Below are 21,591 nucleotides of genomic sequence, written 5' to 3' on the forward strand. Positions count from 1 at the left end.
TCCAGCGGGAGGAATGATCGGCCTCGTGATCCAACACCAGCCGCACCGCACGCTCGCGCACCTCAGGGGAAAACTTGTTCGTCGTTTTGCTCGTCATGGCTCCATCCTATTTGGAAGTTGGAGCCTCCGGCAAACCCGGGGCGGTTCATTTTGATGCCATCAAGCCGCCATCGGCGAACAGAACCATCCCATGTGTGTTGGGCAATTCAACCCAGTCGAAAGCGTCCGCGTACACCGCCAGATACCACTCCTCAAGCTCGGCCGGACTAACCCCTACGAGCAGCGCAAAGTTGCCGGTGATCATCAGACGCTGGATATGATGAGCATAGGCGTTTCGCCTGGTATCGGCTATCGCTGTGGCGAGACAGTTCAAGTCCGTTTCGCCGGACCAGTAGAACCACGGCAGCGATCGGACTGCGCCAAGAGCGTTCGTTTCGGCATAATGTGGCATCTTTAGCCAGTAGATTCCACGAACATATTCGCGCCAGCCGAGAATTTGTCGGATGAACCCTTCGACTGAATTGATGGGCACCTCACCACGACGAAAGGCGTTCTCAGCCGCGTCACAGACTTCGCGCGGGCTCAACAAGCCGATGTTCAAATACGGAGAAAGCAATGCATGAAAAAGAAATGGCTCGTGAACCGCCATTGCATCTTGGTAGTCGCCAAAGGAAGGAAGCGATTGGGAGATAAAGATATCTAGCGCGGCTAGCGCATCTTTTCGGGTGACCGCCCATGCGAAGTCCTTGAGATCGCCAAAATGATCCGCGAAACGTATCGCAACCATAGGCAGAATTTCGCGAGTGATAGCGTCCGGCTCTGAACCGAAGCGTGCCGGGGCTTTGAGCATGTTCGGCAACTTTTTGCGGTTATCGGTATCAAAATTCCATTGACCGCCGCAAGGGTTATCACCCTCCATCAATATGTCGGTTCGACGGCGCATTTCCCGATAGAAATACTCCATGCGATAAGTCTTGCGGCCATTCGCCCATACTCGAAACTGACCCACAGAGCAAAAAAAGCGATTATCTTCTCGAATATCGACAGGCAATTCGAGCTGTTCGGGCCAACAGTCCATCATTTTTCTCACGCGCCATTCGCCGGGCTCGGTAACGACGACACAATCTGGTTTATGGCGGGCAACCGCGCGTATCAATTCGCCGGTAAAAGAGTTGGAGTTCCCCTTATCGTCTAGGCGGACATAGTCGACCCTGAAGCCGCGTTCACGCAATTCGTCTGCAAAATGCCGCATAGCGGACAAGATGAAGGCGATCTTCTGTTTGTGATGTCGAACGTATGTCGCCTCGTCCGCGACCTCGACCATGAGCACCACATCTTCCCGAGGGTCAAAACCCTGCAGCGAAGAAATGTCATGGCTAAGTTGATCGCCGAGGATAAGGGCGATCGTCCTGGCCTTTGCTGCTTTCATCGCGATCGATCAGTCGCTGTGCCAGTTGTCTCGCCAGCGGCAATACGGGCACAACGGCTGAACAAATAAAGAGATCTCCGCGACGGCATTTCTATGTCGGCCGAGCGGCTACATAAACACATTGATTTTGCCTTTCGGTTTGGTTGCCCTTATCACTTACAGGCCGCCTTAGTGGCTCTATTGTGATTATGCTGATATTCGTCGGTCGGTCCCATGCCACTATCAGATGGCTTGCGATCTCAAAACGGCTTCGGTTCTGTTGATATTTTCTCGTTGATTGCAGTCCTGAGCATCGTCGCGAATGTATTTCAGACCACCGAGCGCCAGATCACAATGAAATGCCCGGCCTATTGCGACTAACCCGACACGCTTCAACCGATGTGTGTCGAGCGGAATATCGGTGCGATAGGGAACAAAGGCGTTAAACCGCAGAACTACTGTCCGCCAATCTGGATATGCCGTAAAATCGTGGCGGTACGACTGCCAGGGTCTTTCCAGATAATCTGTTCTCAGATGAACGTTGTAGACCTCACCGTTGCCAAACACGTCTATCGCGATCCCGTCCCAACCACTTGCATCCACAACATGGTCTGTCAGCGAGAGATCGAGGGAGGCTTGAACAAATCCTCCGTTGTTTTCCAGGCTGACGTCTCCGCGCATACGGATTGCGGACCGGCCTGCAACTTCCTCTCGTGCCATTACTCCTTGGGAAACTCCACCCATGACGGTGTCTGTAACAAGTTTCCATTCGCTACCAATCGCAGCGACTGGCGGTTCCCTGCTGAGGTCATCTATCATAGCGGTCGCAGGCAACATATTTCCGTCCCTATCGCGTGATGGCCACCTTAACCCCTGGTCCGCAGACGAGAGCGTCCACCATCCACTCCAATCACTTGCCCCGTTATCCAGCCAGCTTCCGGTGACAGAAGGAAATCGACAAATGCGGCGATATCGTCGGGTTCTCCAAGTCGGCGCATCGCGTGCAATTGTGCAATGGAGTCTGCCAATTGAGGCGAATTGGTCAGCGACTGCGAAAGCGGCGTTCTGGTCAACGAGGGAGCCACGCAGTTGACGCGAATTACCGGCGCGAGTTCCGCCGCCATCGTGAACGTCAACCCTTCCAGGGCCGCTTTCGCCATGGAGACGGATGCATGAGCCGGGAATCCCTGCGAGGCTGCGACCGATGAGATCAGAACCACCGAAGCCGCGGAGCTCTGTTTGAGGCTCGGAATGTGAGCCTTCATCGCGAGCGCCGCACCAACGGCATTGAGCCGGAAGTCGCGCACGAAGTCATCGTCAGTCAGGCGGCCGATCGGCTTCAGGTTGATTGATCCTATCGCGTAAACGAGACCATTTATGGGCCCGCGAACTTCCGAAACGACTCGCTCGAAACTGCCTGGGGTCAGCACGTCAACAACCGTAAAGGTTGCTCCGGTTTCCACCGCGAGTTTTTGAAGCCGGTCGGTATCGCGCCCAACGAGATGGACACTCTCACCCCGGGCGGTGATGCGGCCGAGAATGGCCGTACCGATGCCGCCCGAACCGCCGTAGATAACTGTTGTTGCCATTTGATATCTCTTTCTTGCGCAGGGCATAATTTCACGACCATGTGAACCCTTCGCGCTCCAGTCCTTTGGCTAGGCGTTCCTGCATTGGCAGACGTCTCGCGAACTGCACGATCTCGGAATGCGCACGATCGCGTCGGTCCATAAAGCGTCGATCCGGTCGATGCAGGGTTCACTGAATTCAGTGATCTTTCTCCAGTACCGGCCGTCTTCGACGAAGTAGCCTAAATTGGTCTCGAGTGACTTTGCCGCAGCTTCGGCCTCCCGAACGACCAGTCCTGAAAATATCTGCTTCAACGCACTGACGCGCCGCGCGGTCAGGCGCGAAAGAGTTGCCAGTGTCGTACGCGGAAAAGTAAGCCTGCTCTGTGGGCGGCTGGAAAGATTGAGACAGAGTGTTCCTGCCCGCAGTGCCGTCACGAACAGGCGGCTTGATTTCGCTTCAAGCGAACGCAGCGTGACGTCTTGCCGAAGCGGATCAGCCGTTCCATTGCCGTAGAAATGCGTACCTCCAACCCCGGAGTAAATCATGTCACAGCCAAGAAAGACGAGAACGTCTGGCTTCAAAGCATGAAGCGCCCAATACGCAGAAGTAAATGCCATTGTTCCGCCTGCATAAACGAAACCGCCGAATTCGTTCTGGGCAGGAACAAATTCGTCCGACGTGATCTTCAAGGCCGATTTTGAATGCGTGGTGGGTAACCGCTCACTTGGGAAATCGTCTGGATATATCAAATAATCCCAATCGTCGCGGATCGCCCACGCATTGTTTATGGCTACTATCGACGCAATCGCGGAACGATCCCAGTCACGAACTTGCAAAGCATCAGGTGCGCTGCCAAGTAAAAGAACGACATTCGGAGTTTGCTCTAGCGTTTTCATTACACCGGGCGCTGATTGAACAATTTTTTTAACTTTTACGTCAAATTCAGCGCTCTGGATCTCATGCTGCGCACGCCATGGGCTGGACGCTTCTCTATTGCCGTGAGATCGCAGTTGTAGAGATTGGATTCCTCCGTGCCATCGGCTGAAATGGGACGATGGTGGCCAATTTAGTTTGCAGCAGCCGAAGGAAGGCGCTGGCTCTGCTTTCTCACGCCGGCCTTTCTTTTGCGCTTCAGAGCAGGCCGGGCAATTCGGTATATCAAGAGCATCGAAAGTAATGTTAAATATATATACTGCTGCGGCGATAAAACTTTCGTCGCAAGATAAAAATGTAACCCTCCGCATAGAGCGACAAGGTAGATGAGCCGGTGAAGTCGGAGCCAGTTCTTCCCCAGCCTGCGAATGGATAGGCTGTTGGATGTGACCGCGAGGGGCACCAGAAGAGCGAATCCTGCCATTCCGAGCATAATGAAGGGTCGCTTCATGACATCCGCTATTACGGCGTGCAGTGCCATTTCCTGGTCTAATAAAAGATAGACCGTGAAATGAAAAAGCACGTAGTAGAAGCACAATAAGCCAAGCGCTCTCCGATAACGTATGAGGTTCAATCCGAAAATCTCGCGCAACGGCGAGATAGCTAGGGTAAGAACCAGAAACCGCACCGCCCAAACACCGAGGAACAGCTCGAACGTCTTTACTGGATCGGCTCCAAGATCACCCGTGACCCCAAGATAGAATTGCCATCCAGCTGGCAGGAGCCCGGCCAGATAGATTAGCCAGATGGCCTCGTCGTGCCAGCCACGCCTCAAGGTGGAAGTTGGACTCATCAGAAATTCGCCTTGAGGTCCATGCCGCTGTAAAGGCTGGCCACCTCTTCGCCATAGCCGTTGAAAATCTCTGTCGGAATTCGATTTGAACTAAAAAAGCCGCTATTCCCGATGCGCCTTTCAGTCGCCTGGCTCCATCGCGGATGAGGTACGTTGGGGTTTACGTTCGCATAGAATCCATATTCATTGGGCGCCGTCGTGTTCCAGGTATTCGACGGCTGCTTTTCGGTCAGGCTGATGCGCACGATCGACTTAATGCCTTTGAAGCCGTACTTCCAAGGCACTACAAGACGGATGGGAGCTCCATTCTGATTGGGCAGTGTTTCGCCATAAATGCCCACTGCCAGAATCGTGAGCGGGTGACGCGCCTCGTCGAGCCTCAACCCTTCGACATACGGCCAAGCCAACGATTGGAACAGCCCCTTTTGGCCTGGCATTTCGTCTGGCCGGACCACTGTCTCGAATGCAACATATTTGGCGCTGCCCAGAGGCTCAACCTTGTCGAGAAGCGCCGCCAGCGGAAAGCCATCCCATGGAATCACCATCGACCAAGCCTCGACGCACCGCATTCGATAGACCCGTTCCTGCGGTGGAAAAATCTTCATAATGTCGTCAAAACCGAAGGTCGTCGGTCGGGCCACCATGCCATCGACCTTGATGGTCCACGGCAGCGGCTTGAAGGACGCGGAGTTACGTGAAGGGTCTGATTTATCCAAACCGAACTCGTAGAAATTATTGTAGGTGGTCACGTCGTTTCTGGGCGTCAGCTTGTCGGCAACGGTGTAATCCGTTTTCGCGGCCGATATAGGCGCTGAGACCGCCACCGCGGGTACAATCGAAGCGACAGCGGCTCCAGCCCCATAGGAAATAAACGACCTTCGAGAGAGCCATGCATCCTTGGCGGTTATACATGATGCCGGAATTTTGGGCGGGCGATAGGTCATCGACATCTCCGGGAAATGTTAGGCTAGGGGCATGGGGGCGTACACTTTCACAGAAACGAATAACTATCGCTGGCGAAGTGCTAAATGCGCAGTAATGAGCATCGAGCTCAATGTCCTCGCTACGCCACAATCATCCGCCCATAGCGAGTCAAAATGAGCGGCGCCCCGTCAATGGGAGCACCGCCCATGTCTGATGCCGCTTATTTTGGCAAAAGAACGGCGTTGACGACGTGGATAACGCCATTTGATTGCATCACATCCGGAATGGTCACCTCTGCGGCGCCGCCAGATTCATCGATGATGTAGACATGTTTGCCTTTCAGTTCGGCTGTCAGCGAATCTCCGCTCACTGTCGTCATGTTGTACTTGCCGCCATTCTTCTTGATGTCGCGAATAAGATCCTCGGCAGTGACCTTTCCGGCAACAACATGGGCAGTAAGGATTTTTACCAGCTTGTCCTTGTTTTCCGGTTTGAGAAGCGTATCGACAGTCCCCTTAGGAAGCTTTGCGAACGCCTTGTTGGTCGGTGCGAACACGGTAAATGGTCCCGGTCCTTCGAGCGTCTTCACGAGGCCTGCTGCTTTGACGGCAGCTACAAGCGTCGTGTGGTCCTTCGAGTTGACGGCGTTCTCGACAATGTTCTTGCTGGCGTACATCGGCGCGCCGCCTACCATTGGATTGGCCGCATAAGCGGTTCCGGACATCGCAAGTGCCACGGAAAACATAGCGGCTTTCAACAACTTCATAGTCATGGAGTCCTCCTTGTTTCGCTGTCATCTGACAAACTCTTGTACGAAGGCGCCTGCGTTATGGATTTCCCGGTAACGTAGATTTGAGTTACCGCGTGCCGACCACCGGCATCGAACCTCGCTATCGTTGCTCTTGTCAGCGGCAAGAACGCGTCGCCCGAAATCGGTAGGCGCCCAATGCTGATGGAAGGTTTGTTGCTGGTGACGCGCCCACGTAATCCGATGGAGCCCTTTGCGGCGGCGTGGGAGGAGACTGTTACCTCTCCGACAAATTGTTATTCTCCAGCTGAAACGTCAGCTTTTGGCGAAGACAAAAAAGCCAACATCGATGGTTGCGGTTCTGAATCCAGCCTCGCAGTAGCAGAGATAATAGTTCCAGAGCCTGCGAAAGCGCTCCGGGAACCCCAGTGCCGCGATGTCGGGCCAGGACGCCAGGAAGCGTTTGCGCCACTCGGAAAGTGTGGCCGCATAGCTCTCGCCGAACATTTGCGTCGAAACCAGCTTGAGCCCGGCCTGCGCGCCTTGTTCTAAAAGGATTGCTTTGGTCGGAAGCATCCCGCCTGGGAAGATGTGACGCTGAATAAAATCGGGGGAGCCACGGTAAGCCTCGAAGCGCGCCTCATCGATCGTGATCACCTGTAGAACGGCTATACCGCCGACGTTCAGGCGATCATGCAGAGTTTCAAAGTAAGCCGGCCAGTAGGCTTCGCCCACCGCCTCCAGCATTTCGATCGATACGATCCTGTCATAGGAACCCTCGACGTCGCGGTAGTCCGTCAATTCCAAAGCGGCACTGTCGACCAGCTTTTCCTGCTCCAGGCGCTTTCGAGCGAAAGCCAGTTGCTCGGTCGATAGGGTAATGCCGGTAACGTGAGCACCTGCGCGAGCCAACCTCATGGCCAAGGCTCCCCAGCCACAGCCAATTTCGAGGACATTCTCGCCACCCTGAAGATCCAGGAGCTCTTCGATTTGTGACAGTTTGGTTTCCTGGGCCTCGTCAAGCGTCTGGTCTGGATGTGCATAAAGCGCCGATGAATAGGTCATCGTCGGGTCGAGCCAGCGCTCGTAAAATGCGTTGCCGAGATCATAGTGGAAGGAAATGTTTCTACGGCTTCCAGTTTTGCTGTTTGCGCGCAGCAAATGACGTACGCGATTATACATGCGGGCAGGCCAGAACCCGGAAATGCTGCGATCGAGCACAGCGATGTTTCGTGCCGCCAGCTCCAATAGTGCGGCGAGATCCGGGCTTGACCAATCATCGTCGATGTAGGCTTCCGCAAAGCCCAGATCTCCGTAGCTGAGGAGCCGCCGGATTGCTCGCCAGCGATGGAGGACGAGCGTGGCGGACGGCCCGGACTGCGCACCTGAATGCTCGATACGATCGCCGGATGGCAGTACGACGGTGATGTGGCCACAATCGATCCGCGCGATCATTCGGCCAAGCAAATGCACGATCAGGCTTTCCCTGGGCCTTTTAAAGCCGCTCAAGGTTCTCGTCTTGATGTCAAACGTCATGCACGCTGCTCTTCTCTCGACCGCTTTCAGGGTTTGCTCCGCGCCCGATAGTGACGGGCCGATCCGGCGGGGAAGGCCGCGGATAGAGACGGGTTCCCTTCAGCCAGATCAGCAGTGCTTCCCAATAGATGCCCGCGATGACTTTGAACGTCATCAGCGGATAGACGAAGAACGCGCGGGCTAGAGAGGCGTCTGACAAATCCTGCCTGACAGCGGTCAGCTTGGCGATAATGAGCGGTCCTTCGTAATCACGGCCGGTAACCGAAACCGACAGATCCTTTCCGGGAGGCACGATGGAGAAGGAATAGATCATCTCGGTGGTCATGAAGGGCGAGACGTAAAAGGATTTTTGGCTTTCTTGCCGCACCGGCCCAGTTGTGCCGGGAGCCACGGGAATGAGGTAGTTATGGCGCTGACCGAACGTGTTGTTCACCTCGTAGAAGATCGCGGACAATGAGCCGTCGCGCCTGTGACAGAAATAAATGCTGAGCGGATTGAAGGCGTATCCGAGGATGCGCGGCATGGTGAGCAGCCGGATCGGCCCACCCGTTTTTATACCGGCTTCATCAAGATGACGGATGATCCTGTCGCGTGGCGATTGCGTCCCATCACCGTGGTCGCGATCATGGAAGCTGAAAAGGTTGAACCGGTTGTGCGAGAAAAAGCGAAGTTTCCTCGCCAGCACGTCTATTTCGTCGAGATCGAGCAGCAGGTAGAAAATACCGTAGCGCAGGCGATGCTGCCTTGGCCGCAGCCTGTGATGCATCACGGAACCAGCATACAGCCCTGATCGAAGTTCCGGCATCACGCTGCCTCCGTCTCCGGCAGATCGGGCACGCTGTGATGAATATGGATGCGGCCGGATTCGTCCGGAACCGTCCACGGCCGCCGCACGCCGCCGATCGCCTCGGCGACCGCAAGCCCGGCTTGCAGCCCATCCTCGTGAAACCCTGCGCCGAAATAGGCGCCGCAGAACCAGGTGTTGCCGCGCCCTTGCAGCGACCAAAGCTCCTTTTGCGCCTGCATCGCCCGGGCATCGAAACGAGGATGGCTATAACTCATTCGCTTGAGGACCGTCTCGGGTGCAATCTCGCGGTGGGGGTTGAGCGTTACGAACAGCGGCCGCTTGCTTTCGATCCCCTGCAAACGGTTCATCCAGTAGGTCACAGCGAGCTTGCGGCCATCATTGTCATCTCTCGTCATGTAGTTCCAGCTCGACCAGACACGGCGCCGCTCCGGCATCAGGCGCGTATCGGTGTGAAGGACCGCGTCATTGACGATATAGTCGAACGCGCCAAGCAGACGTCGCTCTTCGCCACTCGCATCGGCCAGCATTTTCAGAGCCTGGTCCGCGTGTGCTGCGATGACAACGTGATCGAAACGGCGACGGTGGCCATCGCGCCCAACGATCTCGACGCCATCTTTTGCGCGAACAATCGCGTTGACGGGATAGTTTGAGACGACTTCGGGTATGGTTTTGGAGAGTACCTGCACATAGGATCGACTGCCCCCGGCTACGGTTCGCCAGACCGGTCGGCCAACAAGCTTCAGAAGACCGTGCGTCTGGCAAAATCGGATGAACGAGGCCGCGGGATAGGCGCCGATTTTTGCTGCCGGAGTCGACCAGATCGCGGCCGCCATTGGATAGAGATGGTCATTGCGGAAGCTGTCGCCGTAGCCGGCCGCATCGAGATATTCGTCGAGGGTTATCATTCCTAACGCCGCAACATTCCGCGGCGCTTCGCGATAGAAACGAACCAGATCGCGCAGCATCATCCAGAAACGAGGGCTGATGGCGTTCCGGCCCTGCGCGAAAAGGCCCAGCAAACCGGTGCCGGAGTATTCGAGCCGGCCGTCGTCCAGTGAAACGGCAAACGACATATCGGAACGCTTGGTGGCGACGCCGATATGATCGAACAGAGCAGTCAGGTTCGGATAGGTGTTTTCATTGAAAACGATAAAACCGGTATCGACTGCCAAGCCTGCGGCGTCGACCGTATGGCTGTGCCCTCCGAGCCGGTTATCAGCTTCGAAAAGAGAGACGCGATGCCTTTTCGACAGCAACCATGCGGCAGATAGCCCGGAAATGCCACTGCCCACGACAGCGACGGCGAGGCCTTGATGAGGCGCCAAGCCAGGTTCCCACCCGTTACGCCCGTCGGTTGCTGCAATCTTTCCGGTCAAAGGATTTCCCTCCGCGCGCCAAACTGCCAGTATTTACGGAAGCCGGCGCGCGGTAGATCACTTGAAGCGTGATCCAATCGCAGGGCCCGGGCGTATGAAGGGCAAATGGATGCAGCGAGCTTATATATTGGAACCGGGAATGCGCGGCAGGTCCGTCCGGCAGCGAGGCTGGTTGTTTTGAACGAGGCGAGGCAAAAAGAAGTGCTGCCGTCTCCCGAGGAACTGATCGGTCTGATCGACGCGGTTGCGCGGACGCAGGACCGGAATGCCTTCGCGCGACTTTTCGGGTATTTCGCGCCTCGTATCAAAAGCTTCCTGATGCGATCTGGCCTTGCAGATTCGGCCGCGGAGGAAGTGACCCAGGAGGTCATGATCACGGTATGGCGTAAAGCGTCCTATTTCGATCCACAGAAAGCGGGCGCGTCGACTTGGGTGTTTACAATTGCCCGCAATCAAAGGATCGATCGGCTGCGCCGAACCCGATCCCGGCTCGCCGATCGTCTTCCGGATCCGAGTGACGAACCCGAGACGCCGCTTTCGGGTGAAGACATCACCATCGTTGCAGAACGGGAGGAAGGTGTGCGCAAGGCATTGGAAAGCCTGCCGATCGATCAGTCAACCATTGTGCGGCTGTCGTTCTTTGCCGAGAAACCGCATGCGGAGATTGCAAGAGAGCTGGGCATTCCTCTCGGCACCGTAAAATCCCGTGTTCGGCTCGCATTGAATCGGCTTCGGACCCTTTTGGACAGCGATATATGAAGATCAACCATCACCCCAGCGACGAAACGCTGATGCGTATGGCGGCCGGCGCATTGGGCGCAGGTCCTGCGCTTGTCGTCTCCGTCCATCTCGAACGATGTGCGGTCTGCCGCAACCGTATAGCGCACTTCGAGGCCGTTGGCGGCGCGATCCTGGATGAAATGTCACCCGCTCCGCTCGCTGCGGATTTTTTCGGACGCACTATGGAGCGGCTCGAGGTTGCTCAATCCTTGCAGACCGAAGGCCGAGCCACGATCAAACATCCGGAACTGGGAATAGAACTTCCGCGGGCGATGCAGCACTGCGAGATCGGTCCGTGGAAGTGGCTTGGGCCGGGGTTCAAATGGAGCAAGGTCAAGATTCCCGGTAGCCCTGACGAAAAAGTCATGCTGCTGAAAGGCAGGGCGGGGCTTCATCTGCCTGCTCATGGACATACCGGCCTCGAATTCATGCAGATTCTGTCTGGATCGCTGGCTGACGAGCGCGGCCAGTATTTTCCAGGGGACCTCGATGAGGCCGGCGACGATGTGGATCATCGGCCTGTGGTTGGGCAGGAATCGGATTGCGTGTGTCTTGCCGCGCTTGAAGGCGATACGCGACTTCACGGATTGCTCGGTCGCCTTCTGCGTCCGATCGTGGGTTTCTGATCGATGACTGCGGGGAACGCGTTCAGCGCAGCGCCGCCAGAAGTGGCCGGTACATGAAAGCATTTCCGTCTCCGGTCGATTTGCTGAACGTGATTGCCAGGATCGGTGCGACGCGATCCCTTAGCGTTGTCCGCTACGGACGCCATCCGCGCCATGTCCTTGACATCTATCCGGCCGCCAAAGACGGACCGTCGCCAGTCATCGTCTTCTTCTATGGCGGCGGTTGGGAAGATGGCGAGCGAAGCGACTACCTCTTCGTTGGACAGGCCCTGGCCGAGCGCGGCTTCATCACCGTGATTCCCGATTACCGGGTCTTTCCCGAGGTTCGCTTCCCCGGCTTCCTCCAGGATGCGGCTGAGGCAATGCGCTGGACGGTCGATCATATTGCGGAGTTCGGTGGTGATCCTCGTCGCGTCATCGCCATGGGCCATTCCGCCGGAGCCCATATCGCCGCAATGCTGGCCTTCGATCGCCAATGGCTTTTTGAGCTTGATCTCGATGCAAGCGTCGACGTTCGCGCCATTATCGGCCTTGCCGGTCCCTATGACTTTCTCCCCCTTCATAGCCGGACGCTGAAACAGATCTTCGGGCCGGAAAACGGCCTCGCCGGCACACAGCCGATCAACTTCGTGGATGCGTTTGCTCCGCCGGCGTTCTTGGCGTCAGGAAACAATGATCGGACCGTCGATCCCGGGAACACGATTCGGCTAACCGAACGCATAAGAAGCGTTGGCGGTGAAGCGGAAACGAAGCTCTACGACCGTGTAAACCACCGCACGGTGATCGGCGCGTTTGCGCGTCCGTTGCGGTTCCTCGCGCCGGTTCTCGACGACGTCGCGGGTTTTGCGCAGAAGCATACCGGTCAACAAGTGCTTCCCGGCAGGCCGGCGGAGCAGGAAAGGAGCACATGACCGCAGCGATCTTCGTTCTGGCATTGGCGGTTTGCCTTTCGGTGACGATGATCGGCGCCTGGCTTATTGCGCTTCGCACAAGCCGGTCGGGCTGGATCGACGCGATCTGGTCCTTCGCCACCGGGGCGTTCGGCGCGGCAGCGGCCGTGATACCACTTGCCGACTCGCAAATCTCGATGCGGCAGGTGATTGTGGCGATCCTGGGGTTGCTCTGGTCCCTACGGCTTGGCCTCCACATCTCGATACGCACAGCTCGTAGCGGCGACGATCCACGCTATAAGCTGTTGCGCGAGGAGTGGGGTGGTTCGTTCAAACTTCGCCTGTTCTGGTTTCTTCAGATCCAGGCATTAGCGGCCTTGGCGCTTGCCCTGTCGATCATGCTCGCAGCTCATAATCCCGCGCAGGGCCTCGGCATCGCCGACTGGACCGGTTTCGCCGTGCTGATCGTTGCGGTCGCCGGCGAGACGATTGCCGACCATCAGCTTTCAGCATTTCGTTCCGATCCGGCCAACAAGGGCAAGGTTTGCGACGTAGGGCTTTGGGGGATTTCACGCCATCCGAATTATTTCTTCGAATGGTTAGGCTGGCTCGCTTACGCCATCATCGCGATCGATCTGACCGGCGGCTATGCTTGGGGATGGCTGGCTTTGGCCGGACCGTTGTTGATGTACTGGCTGCTTGCCCACGCTTCCGGCATTCCGCCGCTCGAAGCGCACATGCTGCGCTCGCGCGGAAGGTTATTTCGCCAGTATCAGCAACGCGTCAACGCGTTCTGGCCCGGTCCGCAGCGCGCCGCGAACGCGAGCAACGATGGAGACATTCGATGAGTCTGATTTCCTCAGCGATCCGCGCGGCCGAGCGCGCGCCGCTTCCCGACCCGTTGGCGCGAATAGGCATCCAATTCCTGGTCGGGCGCACGAAGCGGAAGCTGGACGCAGCATCCGGCCGGGAGGAAAGCGACTTCGCCCGTGCCATGAGCGAGCACCCGATCGCCGAACATGCGGACGCCGCCAACGAGCAGCACTATGAACTGCCGCCCGAATTCTTCGCCCTCACGCTAGGCCCGCATCGCAAATATTCCTGCTGTCTTTATCCAACGGGTGAGGAGACCCTGGCCGATGCCGAGCGACTGGCGCTGGAGGAGACGGTCGCGCACGCCGATCTTGTCGACGGCCAATCGATCCTGGAACTCGGCTGCGGTTGGGGATCGCTAACGCTTTTCATGGCGGAGCGTTTTCCGCGTTCGACCATCACGGTTGTGTCAAACTCGAAGCCGCAACGGCTCCATATCGAAGCGGAGGCCGCCGCACGTGGTCTTGCCAATGTCCACGTCATCACGGCGGATATGAATGCCTTCAAACCGCATCGCAGATACGACAGGATCGTCTCGGTCGAGATGTTCGAGCATATGTCGAACTGGAAGGGGTTGCTCGAACGCATAAGGACATGGCTCGAGCCCGAGAAAGGCCGACTGTTCATTCACGTCTTCAGCCACAAGCACAGTCCCTATCGGTTCGATCACAAGAACGAGGCTGACTGGATCGCCCAGCACTTCTTCACCGGCGGCATCATGCCGAGCCACGGCCTGCTGAGGCATTTTTCGGATCGCTTCGCGGTTGAGCGCGACTGGCGCTGGAGCGGGCTTCACTACCAGAAGACAGCGATGGACTGGCTGGCGCGCTTCGACGCGAACCGCCTCCGGATCGATCGCATCCTGCACGAAGTCTATGGCGCCGATGCCGCGCTTTGGCGCCAGCGCTGGCGCCTTTTCTATCTGGCAACGGCGGGGCTCTTTGGGCACGCTGGCGGCGAGGAATGGGGTGTCAGCCACTATCTCTTGCGACCGGCGTAAGAGGCATGGTGACGTTCGGTCTGGTTCAAAACGCCTGGGATCGAGTTGCGGCCTATGCCGCTCATGACGACCCGATGGTTGCGGCCTCCAATCTGATCGCGCTGGTCGTCGCGTCCAACCAGCCGTTTTATCCGCTCTATGTCTATTGGACTGTCAGCGATTGTATTTGGCCAACCCTTTTCACGTTCCTGTCGACACCATTCTTCCTCGCCGTGCCGGCCATTGCCAGACGATATCCGATGGGAGGCCGAGCGCTTTTACCCGTTGCCGGCATGGCCAACACGATCTTGAGCGCGAAAGTATTCGGGCAGGCCTCGGGCGTGGAGATTTTTCTGATCCCTTGCGCTCTGATCGCGGCGACGTTTTTCAGGGCTTCGGAGAGGATCGCCGCCTTCATTCTGATTGGTGCGGCTTTGCTAGTCTATCTCGGGCTTGACGGCGCATATGGCGCGCCGGTTCATGCCTACACCGCTTCCGAATACCAGGCATTTTTCCGGTTGAATGCCATGAGCGCCGGAACGCTCACCGTCTTCGTCGGGCTCATGGCGTCAGGTTTGATAAGCCAGCTCAAGACGCGGACGTGAAAGCGCGCGTGATCAGAAAGCCGGCCGTCGCCGCAACCGCGGTCAGGAACGTTCCCCAGCAGAGATCAGCGATCGTCACGATGACCGGCCAATTCTTGAGTGTCGCCTGGTTGGTCAGGTCGTAAGTCGCATAGGCGAACAGGCCAAGGAACGCGCCGTACGATGTGGCTGTCGTCCAGCGGTCGATGGCCAAGGCTGGTACGATGGCGAAAACGACGATGCCGGCAATGTAGATGAAATAAAACAGCATCGCCGGGGCCAGCCTGAAGCTTTCCACCAGCATTTCACCCATCAGGGGACGATAGAGCCGTTGCGCGGCGACGGTCAGCCAGATCGCGTCGATTGCGAGAAAAACCAGACCGGTTGCGACATAGGCAATGCCATAAGTTTTCAAGACCTGACCTTTCTTTGCTCTGCAGTGCCAAGTTCTACGCAGTCACGGCATAATTGGACCACTTGACTCCGTTCGTTACGGCAATCTCTGCCCGCGACCAAGAGCCCGCATGACGGCATGTGATCCGAACAGCGAACGCCTGCGTAATCACTTGAACAAAGGTGCGAATCTTCGGGAGCTTATGCCGTGATATTGCGTACCGCATTATTCTGCGTGTTTTCGATTGTTGGATGTACCGCACTGGTCGCCCAGGAGCGTAGTCCTGATGGTGTGTGGTTGCGTGACGACGGCAATGCCCGCGTCAGAATAGCGCCGTGTGGCTCGAAGCTTTGCGCCACCAATCTGTGGATCAAGGACACGAGCAAGGGCGAGGAAGTCGGCGACCGCCTCATCATGTCGCTCGAACGGACATCCGATAGCCAATTAAAGGGCACCGCATACGATTCGAAGCGAAAGAAGACGTATCGCATCACCGTCATCATTAGCGCGAAAGGTTTAACGACGCGCGGGTGTATTCTCGGAGGCCTGCTCTGCCGGGAGGTCAATTGGACCCCTGCAGGCAGAGAATGAAGATCGCTGATTGCCTTTCCGCATCGAGAATTCCGAAACATAAAACCGCTGACCTTCAGATCGGTTTATAATGGGGGTCCGGTACCGGCAGCAGGCCACACTGACGGAGAGATCAGCGCGTCCCCGACGAACGAAATTCACTCTCGCCAAATTGGCCTAGCGCTGAACAATCCAAAAGGCCGATCGGAACGTAATGCATATATCTTGAGCCATAGAACCAGAGGCTACAATGAAAATGCGTTTGGCGATGTTCATCATTTCGATCTTCGGCATGCTAGTAACTGTAGCGCTCGCAGCCGAGCCAAATATCGCAAAGGTCCCGTCAAGCCACTATAGCGGCACATGGTTGGAGATTGCTCGAAGGCCGATGTGGATTACCGACGGCTGCGTTGCCGGCTTCACAAGCTATCGCACAGGCAATAGCCCCAAAGAGATCGAGGTCCTCGACGGATGCCACGAAGGTACGCCTTCCGGCAGACTCAAGACGGTGAGGGGCAAGGGTCATCTCCTGGACGCCGACACCAATCGCGCCAAGCTTCGGGTACGATACCCTCTGTTCATTACTTACAACTATTGGGTCTTGTACAAATCACCAGACAAGAGCTGGTTTATCAGCGCAGATCCTCGACTCAAAAATCTTTGGATTTACGCGCGGCATCCTCCGACTAGCCATCAGCTATCAATCATGGTTCGAAAGGCGCGTTCGCTCGGCTATGACGTGAGCAAATTGGAATTTCCCCCCGCCAAGTGAGAAGCGCGCGTAGAAGGTATCGCGCTGCTTCTACGGACCATATCAATGGCGGACCAAAACCAGGCTATTGGACGGCGAAAAAATAGGTCACTTGGCGCAGCATTCGAGTGAGGTCGGGAGCGCATAATCCCCATAGACTGTCACGCTTGCGCTGTTGGCGATTTCGTGAGGGTTTTCAGTCCGACTTTCGCGCGCCGCTGACTGGATCAGTTCGCGAACCAGATGATAGGGATCAACCACATATGACGTGGAGCGGGAGTGCGCATTGGAGTACCGAGAAATGTCGATGCAAAGCGCAATCCGTCCTCACACGCCAAGTTCATCGAGCGTTGATAGCGATGTAATGTTTTAATCGAGTTCGGCAATCTGGTTCATATTCGTCGCAAATTCGATGAAATCCTTTAATCTGCCGATTTTAATGACAGGTGTGAAACTCCTGCTTTCTACGACATCGCGTATACTTCACTAAGCGGTACCACGCTGGCAAGTTCGTTAGCTCAATTCTATCGTGCGAGGTCACCACCTTCTCCGCCAATGGGTGCGCGAATCAGGGCATCGGATCGGGCGCGCAGCAGGTAGATGAGGATTTCGAGATCATTTAGAATATCGACCGGATCGCGCTCAAGTGCAGCCCGAAGCGCTTCTTTCAGCCACACGCTCATTCCCGGATGGGCCAGAATCCAAGCAATTCGAGCATCGGTTTCTTTCAAGCTAGCGTCATACCAAGACATCGATTTTACTCCTAGCGCGAGCAAGCATCTTCCACGGCTCCAACAGCCGGTTTGCGATCGGTTCCTGGTCGGTCGCACCGATCACGGATTGCATTCCGGGCAATGGCCAGGATCCGCATGGGTGCGCCCGTCGGGGCGGGGACGCATCTCGCGAAACTCGCAAGCGACGCAACCAAAGATCTGATGACGAACCATGATGCTCGGGGCGCCGCACCATTCGCAGGGAAGCCCCGTCTCTACGTCGATTTGCCCGTAACCCGGGGCGCCGCAGGCCGGACACCGGGTCGCCAGCCGATCGCAAAGCGCACGTGCCAGGCGGGCAATGCTCGCCATACGCGTCGGATTCATGTGGGCGCGCATATCTGTCTGAACGAGCGCGCGGTTGTCGCGCGATAGCGGGGCCGAAGTTGCGAGTGCGCTTTCAAGCGCTTCAGCGGTGCGCAGCCCTTTGTGAATGAGAGCGCCGCGATCGTCGGGTTCATGAGGTCGTACGATCACGGCGTGATTGGGAAACCGGATATGGTCGAGAAACGCCCCGAGATCGCCGATCTCGGCCGCGATGGCGTGCTCGTAGACCGGAGCATCATCGATCAGATGCTCGCTGACGACGATGCCGCGCTCGTCGTCCACGAGAACCATCAACTCGACCCCGCCGGGGACGAACGGCACATGCGGATGCGGACCGTAGCTGCCTTCGCTGGCGATGCCGATCGACAGACCCGTCGCCGCCATCCCAAGCCGCGCCTTGGCGATGGCCGCCTCTCGAATGGTGCCGGCTCGCGCGATCTCGCCTGTGAAGGTGCCTAGCGTGTCGGTGTCAATCGCAGACGGGATCTCAACAGTAAGTTCTAGTTGCTCTTGGAAAGCCGGCACGATTGCCGCTTCTTTGCCATGCATGGTGGCCAGCACGGCGCGCAGGCCGGCATAAGGACCGGACAGCGGACACCCAACCGTGGCTCGCGAATGACCGTCGTTGCTCAAAAATAGCCCTCCCGTTTCTGCTGCTCGAGCGAGACGGCCGCGACGTTCGGAGGTTTCGGCGCGTAGGGTCTCAAGCAAGACGGCGGCGATGGTTTCTGCTTCGGAAGACTGCGCCGCCGTTACCGGCCAGCATCCGAGAGTACGAAAGCGCACCTTCTCCGGCAGTGCGGTTTCGCTTGGCTTCCAACGCATGCGGGCCGGATCGTCGACGACGATCCGCATTCCCGCTCGGGTGACGACCTTGCGCTTATGCGCGATATAGAGGGGCGCGAATTCGATCTCGCGCATCAGGATGTAGGTCCATAGGTCCAGCTCGGTCCAATTGGACTGCGGGAAAGCGCGGATAGTCTCGCCGGGCTTCAGCCGCCAATTGAAGCAGCGCCAGAACTCCGTACGCTGCATGCGAGGCTTCCAGGCATGGCTGGTGCTCCGCACCGAAACGATGCGCTCCTTGGCGCGGGTTGCCTCTTCGTCAGGTCGGGCGCCGCCGAAGATGATGTCATAACCACCGACGGTCAGTGCCTGCCTGAGCGCATCGGTGCGCATGATGGTGGTGTAGAGATCGCCATGGTCGAACGGATTGATAGACTGTGTCCGTCTGTGTTGGTTGACGTGAACGATCAGCCGAAAGCCATGGCAGTCCGCGAAAGCGTCGCGAAAGGCGAGAACTTCAGCGAACTCCCATGTCGAGTCGATGTGCAAGAGCGGGATTGGCGGCCGCGAAGGGAAGAAGGCGCGCCGCACGAGAGGGGCAAGGACGGTCGAGTCCTTGCCGCCCGAGAACAGCACCACGGGGTTGCGCGCCTCCGACAACCCATCGCGCAAGACATGGATCGCCTCTGACTCCAAGGCCGCTATATGGGCGGGCAACCCGTTCATGCGACCACCATCGTCCGTTCCGGTTCAAAGTGCCCTTGGGCAAAAGCTTCCCAGCCAAGATTGCCTGCGTACCGCCAAGCCGGGCGGCCCTGGTCGTCGAGGACAACAAGATAGAGCCATTTGTTGTCGAACAGCGCCCGCAGTTGGTCGTGACGTTTGAGGATCGTGCTAATTGCCTCGCGCGGCGCCTCGATGAACACGGTCAGGCGCAGGGGTTCATGCACTAGCCGTTCTCCGTCGTGAACCGATTGCCAGGGCAGCCCGGCGCGCAGGAGCCCGCCATTCCCTTCGACCACGCCGATGCCGGCGGTGACGTTGTGCAGGAGCTTGTTGCCGGCTCCGAACACCGTTGGCGCGACAGTCGATCCGTAATACTGAAGGCTGATCCAGCTCGCGACCACGACTGGCGCTGTCAAGATCAGCTCCAGAACGCTAAACTGGTCATCCCGTTGCCAGTCATAGTCGTGCAGAAATGCACGTCCTTTGAGGTCGCGACGCGCAGTCCGATGGCGCGGCGCGGCGATGAAGGCCTGGCAACCGGCAAGCGCCCATTCCGGACGGACTTCGGCCCAGTCGCGGGCGCGGTGGAGGATGTCCCGTGCTTCCGACGCCCGGGGCAACCGCAAAGCGCGTTCGCTCCGCGCCAGCGCGCCGGCCATCGCAAGCCAGGTTTTTACCTTTTTGACGCTCTCCTTGTGTAGCGCTGGTGGAGAGTCCTCTCGGTAGATCGTCACCCGATCAGTGGTGGTGTCGTGCAGCGCTCCGATGAACAGCGTGTCGTCCGGGATGGTTATGCCACGCTCTGCGAGGCCGGCGCGCACCGCACGGTCATTGAGGAGCGTAGCGAGTAGCTGCGCATTCACCTCGCCCGAATAGCCGCCACAGGCGCCGCAATGGAGTGCGCTGGCATGAGGATTATTTATGACGTTGGCGCCATGGCCAGCGATAAGGACAAGCGGTGCAAAACGTTCGGTCAGCGACATCGCCTTCAGCACGCTTTCGGCCATGCCGATGCGAGCCTCAGGATCGAGCGCTGGTTCGAAAATTGGCGCCGGGTCCTCCGGCGTCCTGTTGCCGGCGCGTCCCAAACCATCGCGCACCAACTTGCCGACATAGATTGGCCCGGCCGCCTCGACGAAAGCGAATGAAGAGACGGCGGCGAGCTTAAAGCGCCCCCAGGCGCGCTTGGCACGCGCCAGGAGCCGAGCTGCTTGGTCCCGAGTCTCGACATTCTGTGAATGCCCGCCCGAGCATGTTCGTACTTGCGGTGCAATAAGCACAGGCAAGCGTGCCTCCGCGACATCCGACGCGAAGCGCCGATGCAAAATGCCGATGCCGAAAAACCCGGCGAAACCCAGTGTCTCGATGCAGGGGTCGAGGCTTTCCAATGCCCGGCGGAACACCTCAGAGCGAACGTCGATGCAGAAGGCCATCTGCAATGCTGGACGCGCTTGCAATCTAGACGGAGCTGGCGATTCGAGGAGCTTGCCCAGCTGCCGCTGCGCCGCGCGCTCGCTCGCCTCCTGCAAGATTGCATCGATTGCATCGTCCGGCGCCGGCTTGATCGGCGCGGCGTAAGCGCAAAGCGCCTCTTTCCATTGGCAAGCGATGCGAAGCTTGTGTTGTTCAAACAGTGCTTGTTCCCAGACGAGACGAATCGTCAGAAGATCGGTGATCGTCTTGTCCGACCCGCCCGAGAGTTCGGCTTGCCAGAGCTTGTAGCGGGCGAACTGCGCCCAGCCGCCAAGGCTCATCAGCAGCCGGTGCAAATAACTCTCGAGCGCCGCGTCGTCGAGGCCGAGCCTTTGAATCGACTGCGTCAGCGCATCCTCAGTGCGTTCTGGGGCTTGCGCCACATGCATGGCAAAGCCCTTCAGACCGAGTATTTCTGGGGTGAGATCGTGTGAGGCGGCCGAGCGCCACGCAGCATAGGCGCAGCCGCCCTGAGGCGCCGTCCACAAGGCTTGGCCCGCATCGAAATAGCCGGCCGCCCATTGCCCGAAGCGCTCGGCGATCACGCCGGTCCAGTCTATACCCGAGGCTTCAGCCGCGAGTTCTGCCATCGTCGGAAGCATAACGGGGGTCGGTGCGCTCGCTTCAATGGCTGACTTCAATGAAGCAAGGGTCTTTGGCCGCCAGGTCTCCGGTGCAGCTTCAAAGGCTGCCGCCAGATCCGCTTCGTCGATTTCGCCCGTATGAATTCGCTCGGCGTACCAGGCCCGCGGCATTGTGAGTGCGGCTCCCGCGACCCGTCTTAGGCGGGCGGCCGCTGTCGATAGAGGCTCATGGATTTGTCCTAGGAATGGGTTGACCGCAACGCTTGAAGCCAGGGGCCAAAGCGGCGGGATGGCGAGCGCCGCCCTTTCGGCCACGGCAAGAATTGCTGCGACGTCGAGGGGTGGGGTGTTAGTCTTGATCATTGGCATTTGCTTGT

Annotated in this window: 21 protein-coding genes and 1 pseudogene; 8 read left to right on the forward strand and 14 right to left on the reverse strand. The window is 57.8% G+C overall.

From position 1 onward, the window contains the following. Nucleotides 1–148 precede the first annotated feature (148 nt). The 10 genes and pseudogenes from AB4136_RS29085 to AB4136_RS29130 form a co-directional block, all read right to left on the reverse strand. Nucleotides 149–1,429 (reverse strand): annotated as a pseudogene (locus AB4136_RS29085) (cryptochrome/photolyase family protein); the annotation flags it as partial. 222 nt (nucleotides 1,430–1,651) lie between these two features. Beyond that, complete coding sequence (locus tag AB4136_RS29090; RefSeq protein ID WP_137901689.1) at nucleotides 1,652–2,245, reverse strand: CIA30 family protein; 594 nt, start codon at nucleotides 2,243–2,245, stop codon at nucleotides 1,652–1,654. 29 nt (nucleotides 2,246–2,274) lie between these two features. Then, entirely contained in the window at nucleotides 2,275–2,997 is a 723-nt protein-coding gene (locus tag AB4136_RS29095; RefSeq protein WP_137901688.1) for an SDR family oxidoreductase, read from the reverse strand. A gap of 69 nt (nucleotides 2,998–3,066) precedes the next feature. Further along, nucleotides 3,067–3,876 (reverse strand): hypothetical protein, encoded by an 810-nt coding sequence (locus AB4136_RS29100; RefSeq protein WP_137901687.1) that lies wholly within the window; start codon nucleotides 3,874–3,876, stop codon nucleotides 3,067–3,069. 170 nt (nucleotides 3,877–4,046) lie between these two features. Next, nucleotides 4,047–4,706, reverse strand: coding sequence for a protein-methionine-sulfoxide reductase heme-binding subunit MsrQ (gene msrQ / locus AB4136_RS29105; protein WP_137901686.1), 660 nt, complete (start codon nucleotides 4,704–4,706; stop codon nucleotides 4,047–4,049). Beyond that, complete coding sequence (msrP, locus tag AB4136_RS29110) at nucleotides 4,706–5,650, reverse strand: protein-methionine-sulfoxide reductase catalytic subunit MsrP (protein WP_137901685.1); 945 nt, start codon at nucleotides 5,648–5,650, stop codon at nucleotides 4,706–4,708. The genes msrQ and msrP overlap by 1 nt, the downstream gene beginning before the upstream one ends. A 200-nt stretch (nucleotides 5,651–5,850) precedes the next feature. Further along, nucleotides 5,851–6,402, reverse strand: coding sequence for a fasciclin domain-containing protein (locus AB4136_RS29115; RefSeq protein ID WP_441931983.1), 552 nt, complete (start codon nucleotides 6,400–6,402; stop codon nucleotides 5,851–5,853). Between the two features lie 291 nt (nucleotides 6,403–6,693). Beyond that, nucleotides 6,694–7,914, reverse strand: coding sequence for an SAM-dependent methyltransferase (locus AB4136_RS29120; RefSeq protein ID WP_137901684.1), 1,221 nt, complete (start codon nucleotides 7,912–7,914; stop codon nucleotides 6,694–6,696). Then, complete coding sequence (locus AB4136_RS29125) at nucleotides 7,904–8,719, reverse strand: DUF1365 family protein (RefSeq protein WP_137901696.1); 816 nt, start codon at nucleotides 8,717–8,719, stop codon at nucleotides 7,904–7,906. Before AB4136_RS29125 ends, AB4136_RS29120 begins: the two co-directional genes overlap by 11 nt. Then, complete coding sequence (locus tag AB4136_RS29130) at nucleotides 8,719–10,047, reverse strand: NAD(P)/FAD-dependent oxidoreductase (RefSeq protein ID WP_441932007.1); 1,329 nt, start codon at nucleotides 10,045–10,047, stop codon at nucleotides 8,719–8,721. Before AB4136_RS29130 ends, AB4136_RS29125 begins: the two co-directional genes overlap by 1 nt. 228 nt (nucleotides 10,048–10,275) lie before the next feature. On the opposite strand from AB4136_RS29130, the gene AB4136_RS29135 reads away from it, so the two are divergent. Genes AB4136_RS29135 through AB4136_RS29160 form a run of 6 tightly spaced genes read left to right on the forward strand, consistent with a single transcriptional unit; the run spans nucleotide 10,276 to nucleotide 14,851 of the window. Then, the gene (locus AB4136_RS29135) at nucleotides 10,276–10,857 is read left to right on the forward strand and encodes a sigma-70 family RNA polymerase sigma factor (RefSeq protein WP_171021025.1); all 582 of its coding nucleotides are present in this window, start codon (nucleotides 10,276–10,278) and stop codon (nucleotides 10,855–10,857) included. Further along, the gene (locus tag AB4136_RS29140) at nucleotides 10,854–11,504 is read left to right on the forward strand and encodes a ChrR family anti-sigma-E factor (RefSeq protein WP_137901681.1); all 651 of its coding nucleotides are present in this window, start codon (nucleotides 10,854–10,856) and stop codon (nucleotides 11,502–11,504) included. The genes AB4136_RS29135 and AB4136_RS29140 overlap by 4 nt, the downstream gene beginning before the upstream one ends. 53 nt (nucleotides 11,505–11,557) lie before the next feature. After that, nucleotides 11,558–12,415 carry an alpha/beta hydrolase gene (locus tag AB4136_RS29145; protein WP_137901680.1) on the forward strand — a complete coding sequence of 286 codons (858 nt, stop codon included), beginning with the start codon at nucleotides 11,558–11,560 and terminating at the stop codon, nucleotides 12,413–12,415. Next, entirely contained in the window at nucleotides 12,412–13,242 is an 831-nt protein-coding gene (locus tag AB4136_RS29150) for a DUF1295 domain-containing protein (RefSeq protein ID WP_137901679.1), read from the forward strand. The genes AB4136_RS29145 and AB4136_RS29150 overlap by 4 nt, the downstream gene beginning before the upstream one ends. Continuing rightward, nucleotides 13,239–14,267, forward strand: coding sequence for an SAM-dependent methyltransferase (locus AB4136_RS29155; protein ID WP_137901678.1), 1,029 nt, complete (start codon nucleotides 13,239–13,241; stop codon nucleotides 14,265–14,267). Before AB4136_RS29150 ends, AB4136_RS29155 begins: the two co-directional genes overlap by 4 nt. Nucleotides 14,268–14,272: 5 nt before the next feature. Beyond that, nucleotides 14,273–14,851 carry a hypothetical protein gene (locus AB4136_RS29160; protein WP_137901677.1) on the forward strand — a complete coding sequence of 193 codons (579 nt, stop codon included), beginning with the start codon at nucleotides 14,273–14,275 and terminating at the stop codon, nucleotides 14,849–14,851. Here the strand turns inward: AB4136_RS29160 and AB4136_RS29165 are convergent. Beyond that, a complete protein-coding gene (locus AB4136_RS29165; protein ID WP_137901676.1) occupies nucleotides 14,835–15,245 on the reverse strand; it encodes a DUF2177 family protein in 411 nt (136 codons plus the stop codon). The genes AB4136_RS29160 and AB4136_RS29165 overlap by 17 nt on opposite strands. 186 nt (nucleotides 15,246–15,431) lie before the next feature. Between AB4136_RS29165 and AB4136_RS29170 the strand changes: the two genes are divergently transcribed. Together AB4136_RS29170 and AB4136_RS29175 are read left to right on the forward strand one after the other, a co-directional pair. Further along, complete coding sequence (locus AB4136_RS29170; protein WP_137901675.1) at nucleotides 15,432–15,815, forward strand: DUF2147 domain-containing protein; 384 nt, start codon at nucleotides 15,432–15,434, stop codon at nucleotides 15,813–15,815. 229 nt (nucleotides 15,816–16,044) lie between these two features. Continuing rightward, complete coding sequence (locus AB4136_RS29175) at nucleotides 16,045–16,566, forward strand: lipocalin family protein (RefSeq protein WP_137901674.1); 522 nt, start codon at nucleotides 16,045–16,047, stop codon at nucleotides 16,564–16,566. A 503-nt stretch (nucleotides 16,567–17,069) separates the two neighbouring features. Here the strand turns inward: AB4136_RS29175 and AB4136_RS29180 are convergent. The 3 genes from AB4136_RS29180 to AB4136_RS29190 all read right to left on the reverse strand — a co-directional run bounded on the left by AB4136_RS29180 (nucleotide 17,070) and on the right by AB4136_RS29190 (nucleotide 21,583). Then, a complete protein-coding gene (locus AB4136_RS29180; protein ID WP_137901673.1) occupies nucleotides 17,070–17,297 on the reverse strand; it encodes a hypothetical protein in 228 nt (75 codons plus the stop codon). Nucleotides 17,298–17,378: 81 nt separating this feature from the next. Next, the gene (gene cysD / locus AB4136_RS29185) at nucleotides 17,379–19,157 is read right to left on the reverse strand and encodes a sulfate adenylyltransferase subunit CysD (protein ID WP_441931986.1); all 1,779 of its coding nucleotides are present in this window, start codon (nucleotides 19,155–19,157) and stop codon (nucleotides 17,379–17,381) included. After that, complete coding sequence (locus AB4136_RS29190) at nucleotides 19,154–21,583, reverse strand: DUF2309 domain-containing protein (protein WP_137901671.1); 2,430 nt, start codon at nucleotides 21,581–21,583, stop codon at nucleotides 19,154–19,156. Before AB4136_RS29190 ends, cysD begins: the two co-directional genes overlap by 4 nt. Nucleotides 21,584–21,591: the final 8 nt, after the last annotated feature.

The sequence above is a fragment of the Mesorhizobium sp. 2RAF21 genome (assembly GCF_052115345.1).
GTDB lineage: Bacteria > Pseudomonadota > Alphaproteobacteria > Rhizobiales > Rhizobiaceae > Mesorhizobium > Mesorhizobium terrae.

Bases quoted from the DNA above. Each gene is read 5' to 3' on its own strand.
- cysD (WP_441931986.1), bottom strand. From the start codon at position 19,157: ATGAACGGGTTGCCCGCCCATATAGCGGCCTTGGAGTCAGAGGCGATC.
- AB4136_RS29150 (WP_137901679.1), top strand. From the start codon at position 12,412: ATGACCGCAGCGATCTTCGTTCTGGCATTGGCGGTTTGCCTTTCGGTG.
- AB4136_RS29120 (WP_137901684.1), bottom strand. From the start codon at position 7,914: ATGACGTTTGACATCAAGACGAGAACCTTGAGCGGCTTTAAAAGGCCC.
- AB4136_RS29175 (WP_137901674.1), top strand. From the start codon at position 16,045: ATGAAAATGCGTTTGGCGATGTTCATCATTTCGATCTTCGGCATGCTA.
- AB4136_RS29190 (WP_137901671.1), bottom strand. From the start codon at position 21,583: ATGCCAATGATCAAGACTAACACCCCACCCCTCGACGTCGCAGCAATT.
- AB4136_RS29155 (WP_137901678.1), top strand. From the start codon at position 13,239: ATGAGTCTGATTTCCTCAGCGATCCGCGCGGCCGAGCGCGCGCCGCTT.
- AB4136_RS29180 (WP_137901673.1), bottom strand. From the start codon at position 17,297: ATGTCTTGGTATGACGCTAGCTTGAAAGAAACCGATGCTCGAATTGCT.
- AB4136_RS29145 (WP_137901680.1), top strand. From the start codon at position 11,558: ATGAAAGCATTTCCGTCTCCGGTCGATTTGCTGAACGTGATTGCCAGG.
- AB4136_RS29140 (WP_137901681.1), top strand. From the start codon at position 10,854: ATGAAGATCAACCATCACCCCAGCGACGAAACGCTGATGCGTATGGCG.
- AB4136_RS29095 (WP_137901688.1), bottom strand. From the start codon at position 2,997: ATGGCAACAACAGTTATCTACGGCGGTTCGGGCGGCATCGGTACGGCC.
- AB4136_RS29115 (WP_441931983.1), bottom strand. From the start codon at position 6,402: ATGACTATGAAGTTGTTGAAAGCCGCTATGTTTTCCGTGGCACTTGCG.
- AB4136_RS29100 (WP_137901687.1), bottom strand. From the start codon at position 3,876: ATGAAAACGCTAGAGCAAACTCCGAATGTCGTTCTTTTACTTGGCAGC.
- AB4136_RS29160 (WP_137901677.1), top strand. From the start codon at position 14,273: ATGGTGACGTTCGGTCTGGTTCAAAACGCCTGGGATCGAGTTGCGGCC.
- AB4136_RS29090 (WP_137901689.1), bottom strand. From the start codon at position 2,245: ATGTTGCCTGCGACCGCTATGATAGATGACCTCAGCAGGGAACCGCCA.
- AB4136_RS29125 (WP_137901696.1), bottom strand. From the start codon at position 8,719: ATGCCGGAACTTCGATCAGGGCTGTATGCTGGTTCCGTGATGCATCAC.
- msrQ (WP_137901686.1), bottom strand. From the start codon at position 4,706: ATGAGTCCAACTTCCACCTTGAGGCGTGGCTGGCACGACGAGGCCATC.
- msrP (WP_137901685.1), bottom strand. From the start codon at position 5,650: ATGACCTATCGCCCGCCCAAAATTCCGGCATCATGTATAACCGCCAAG.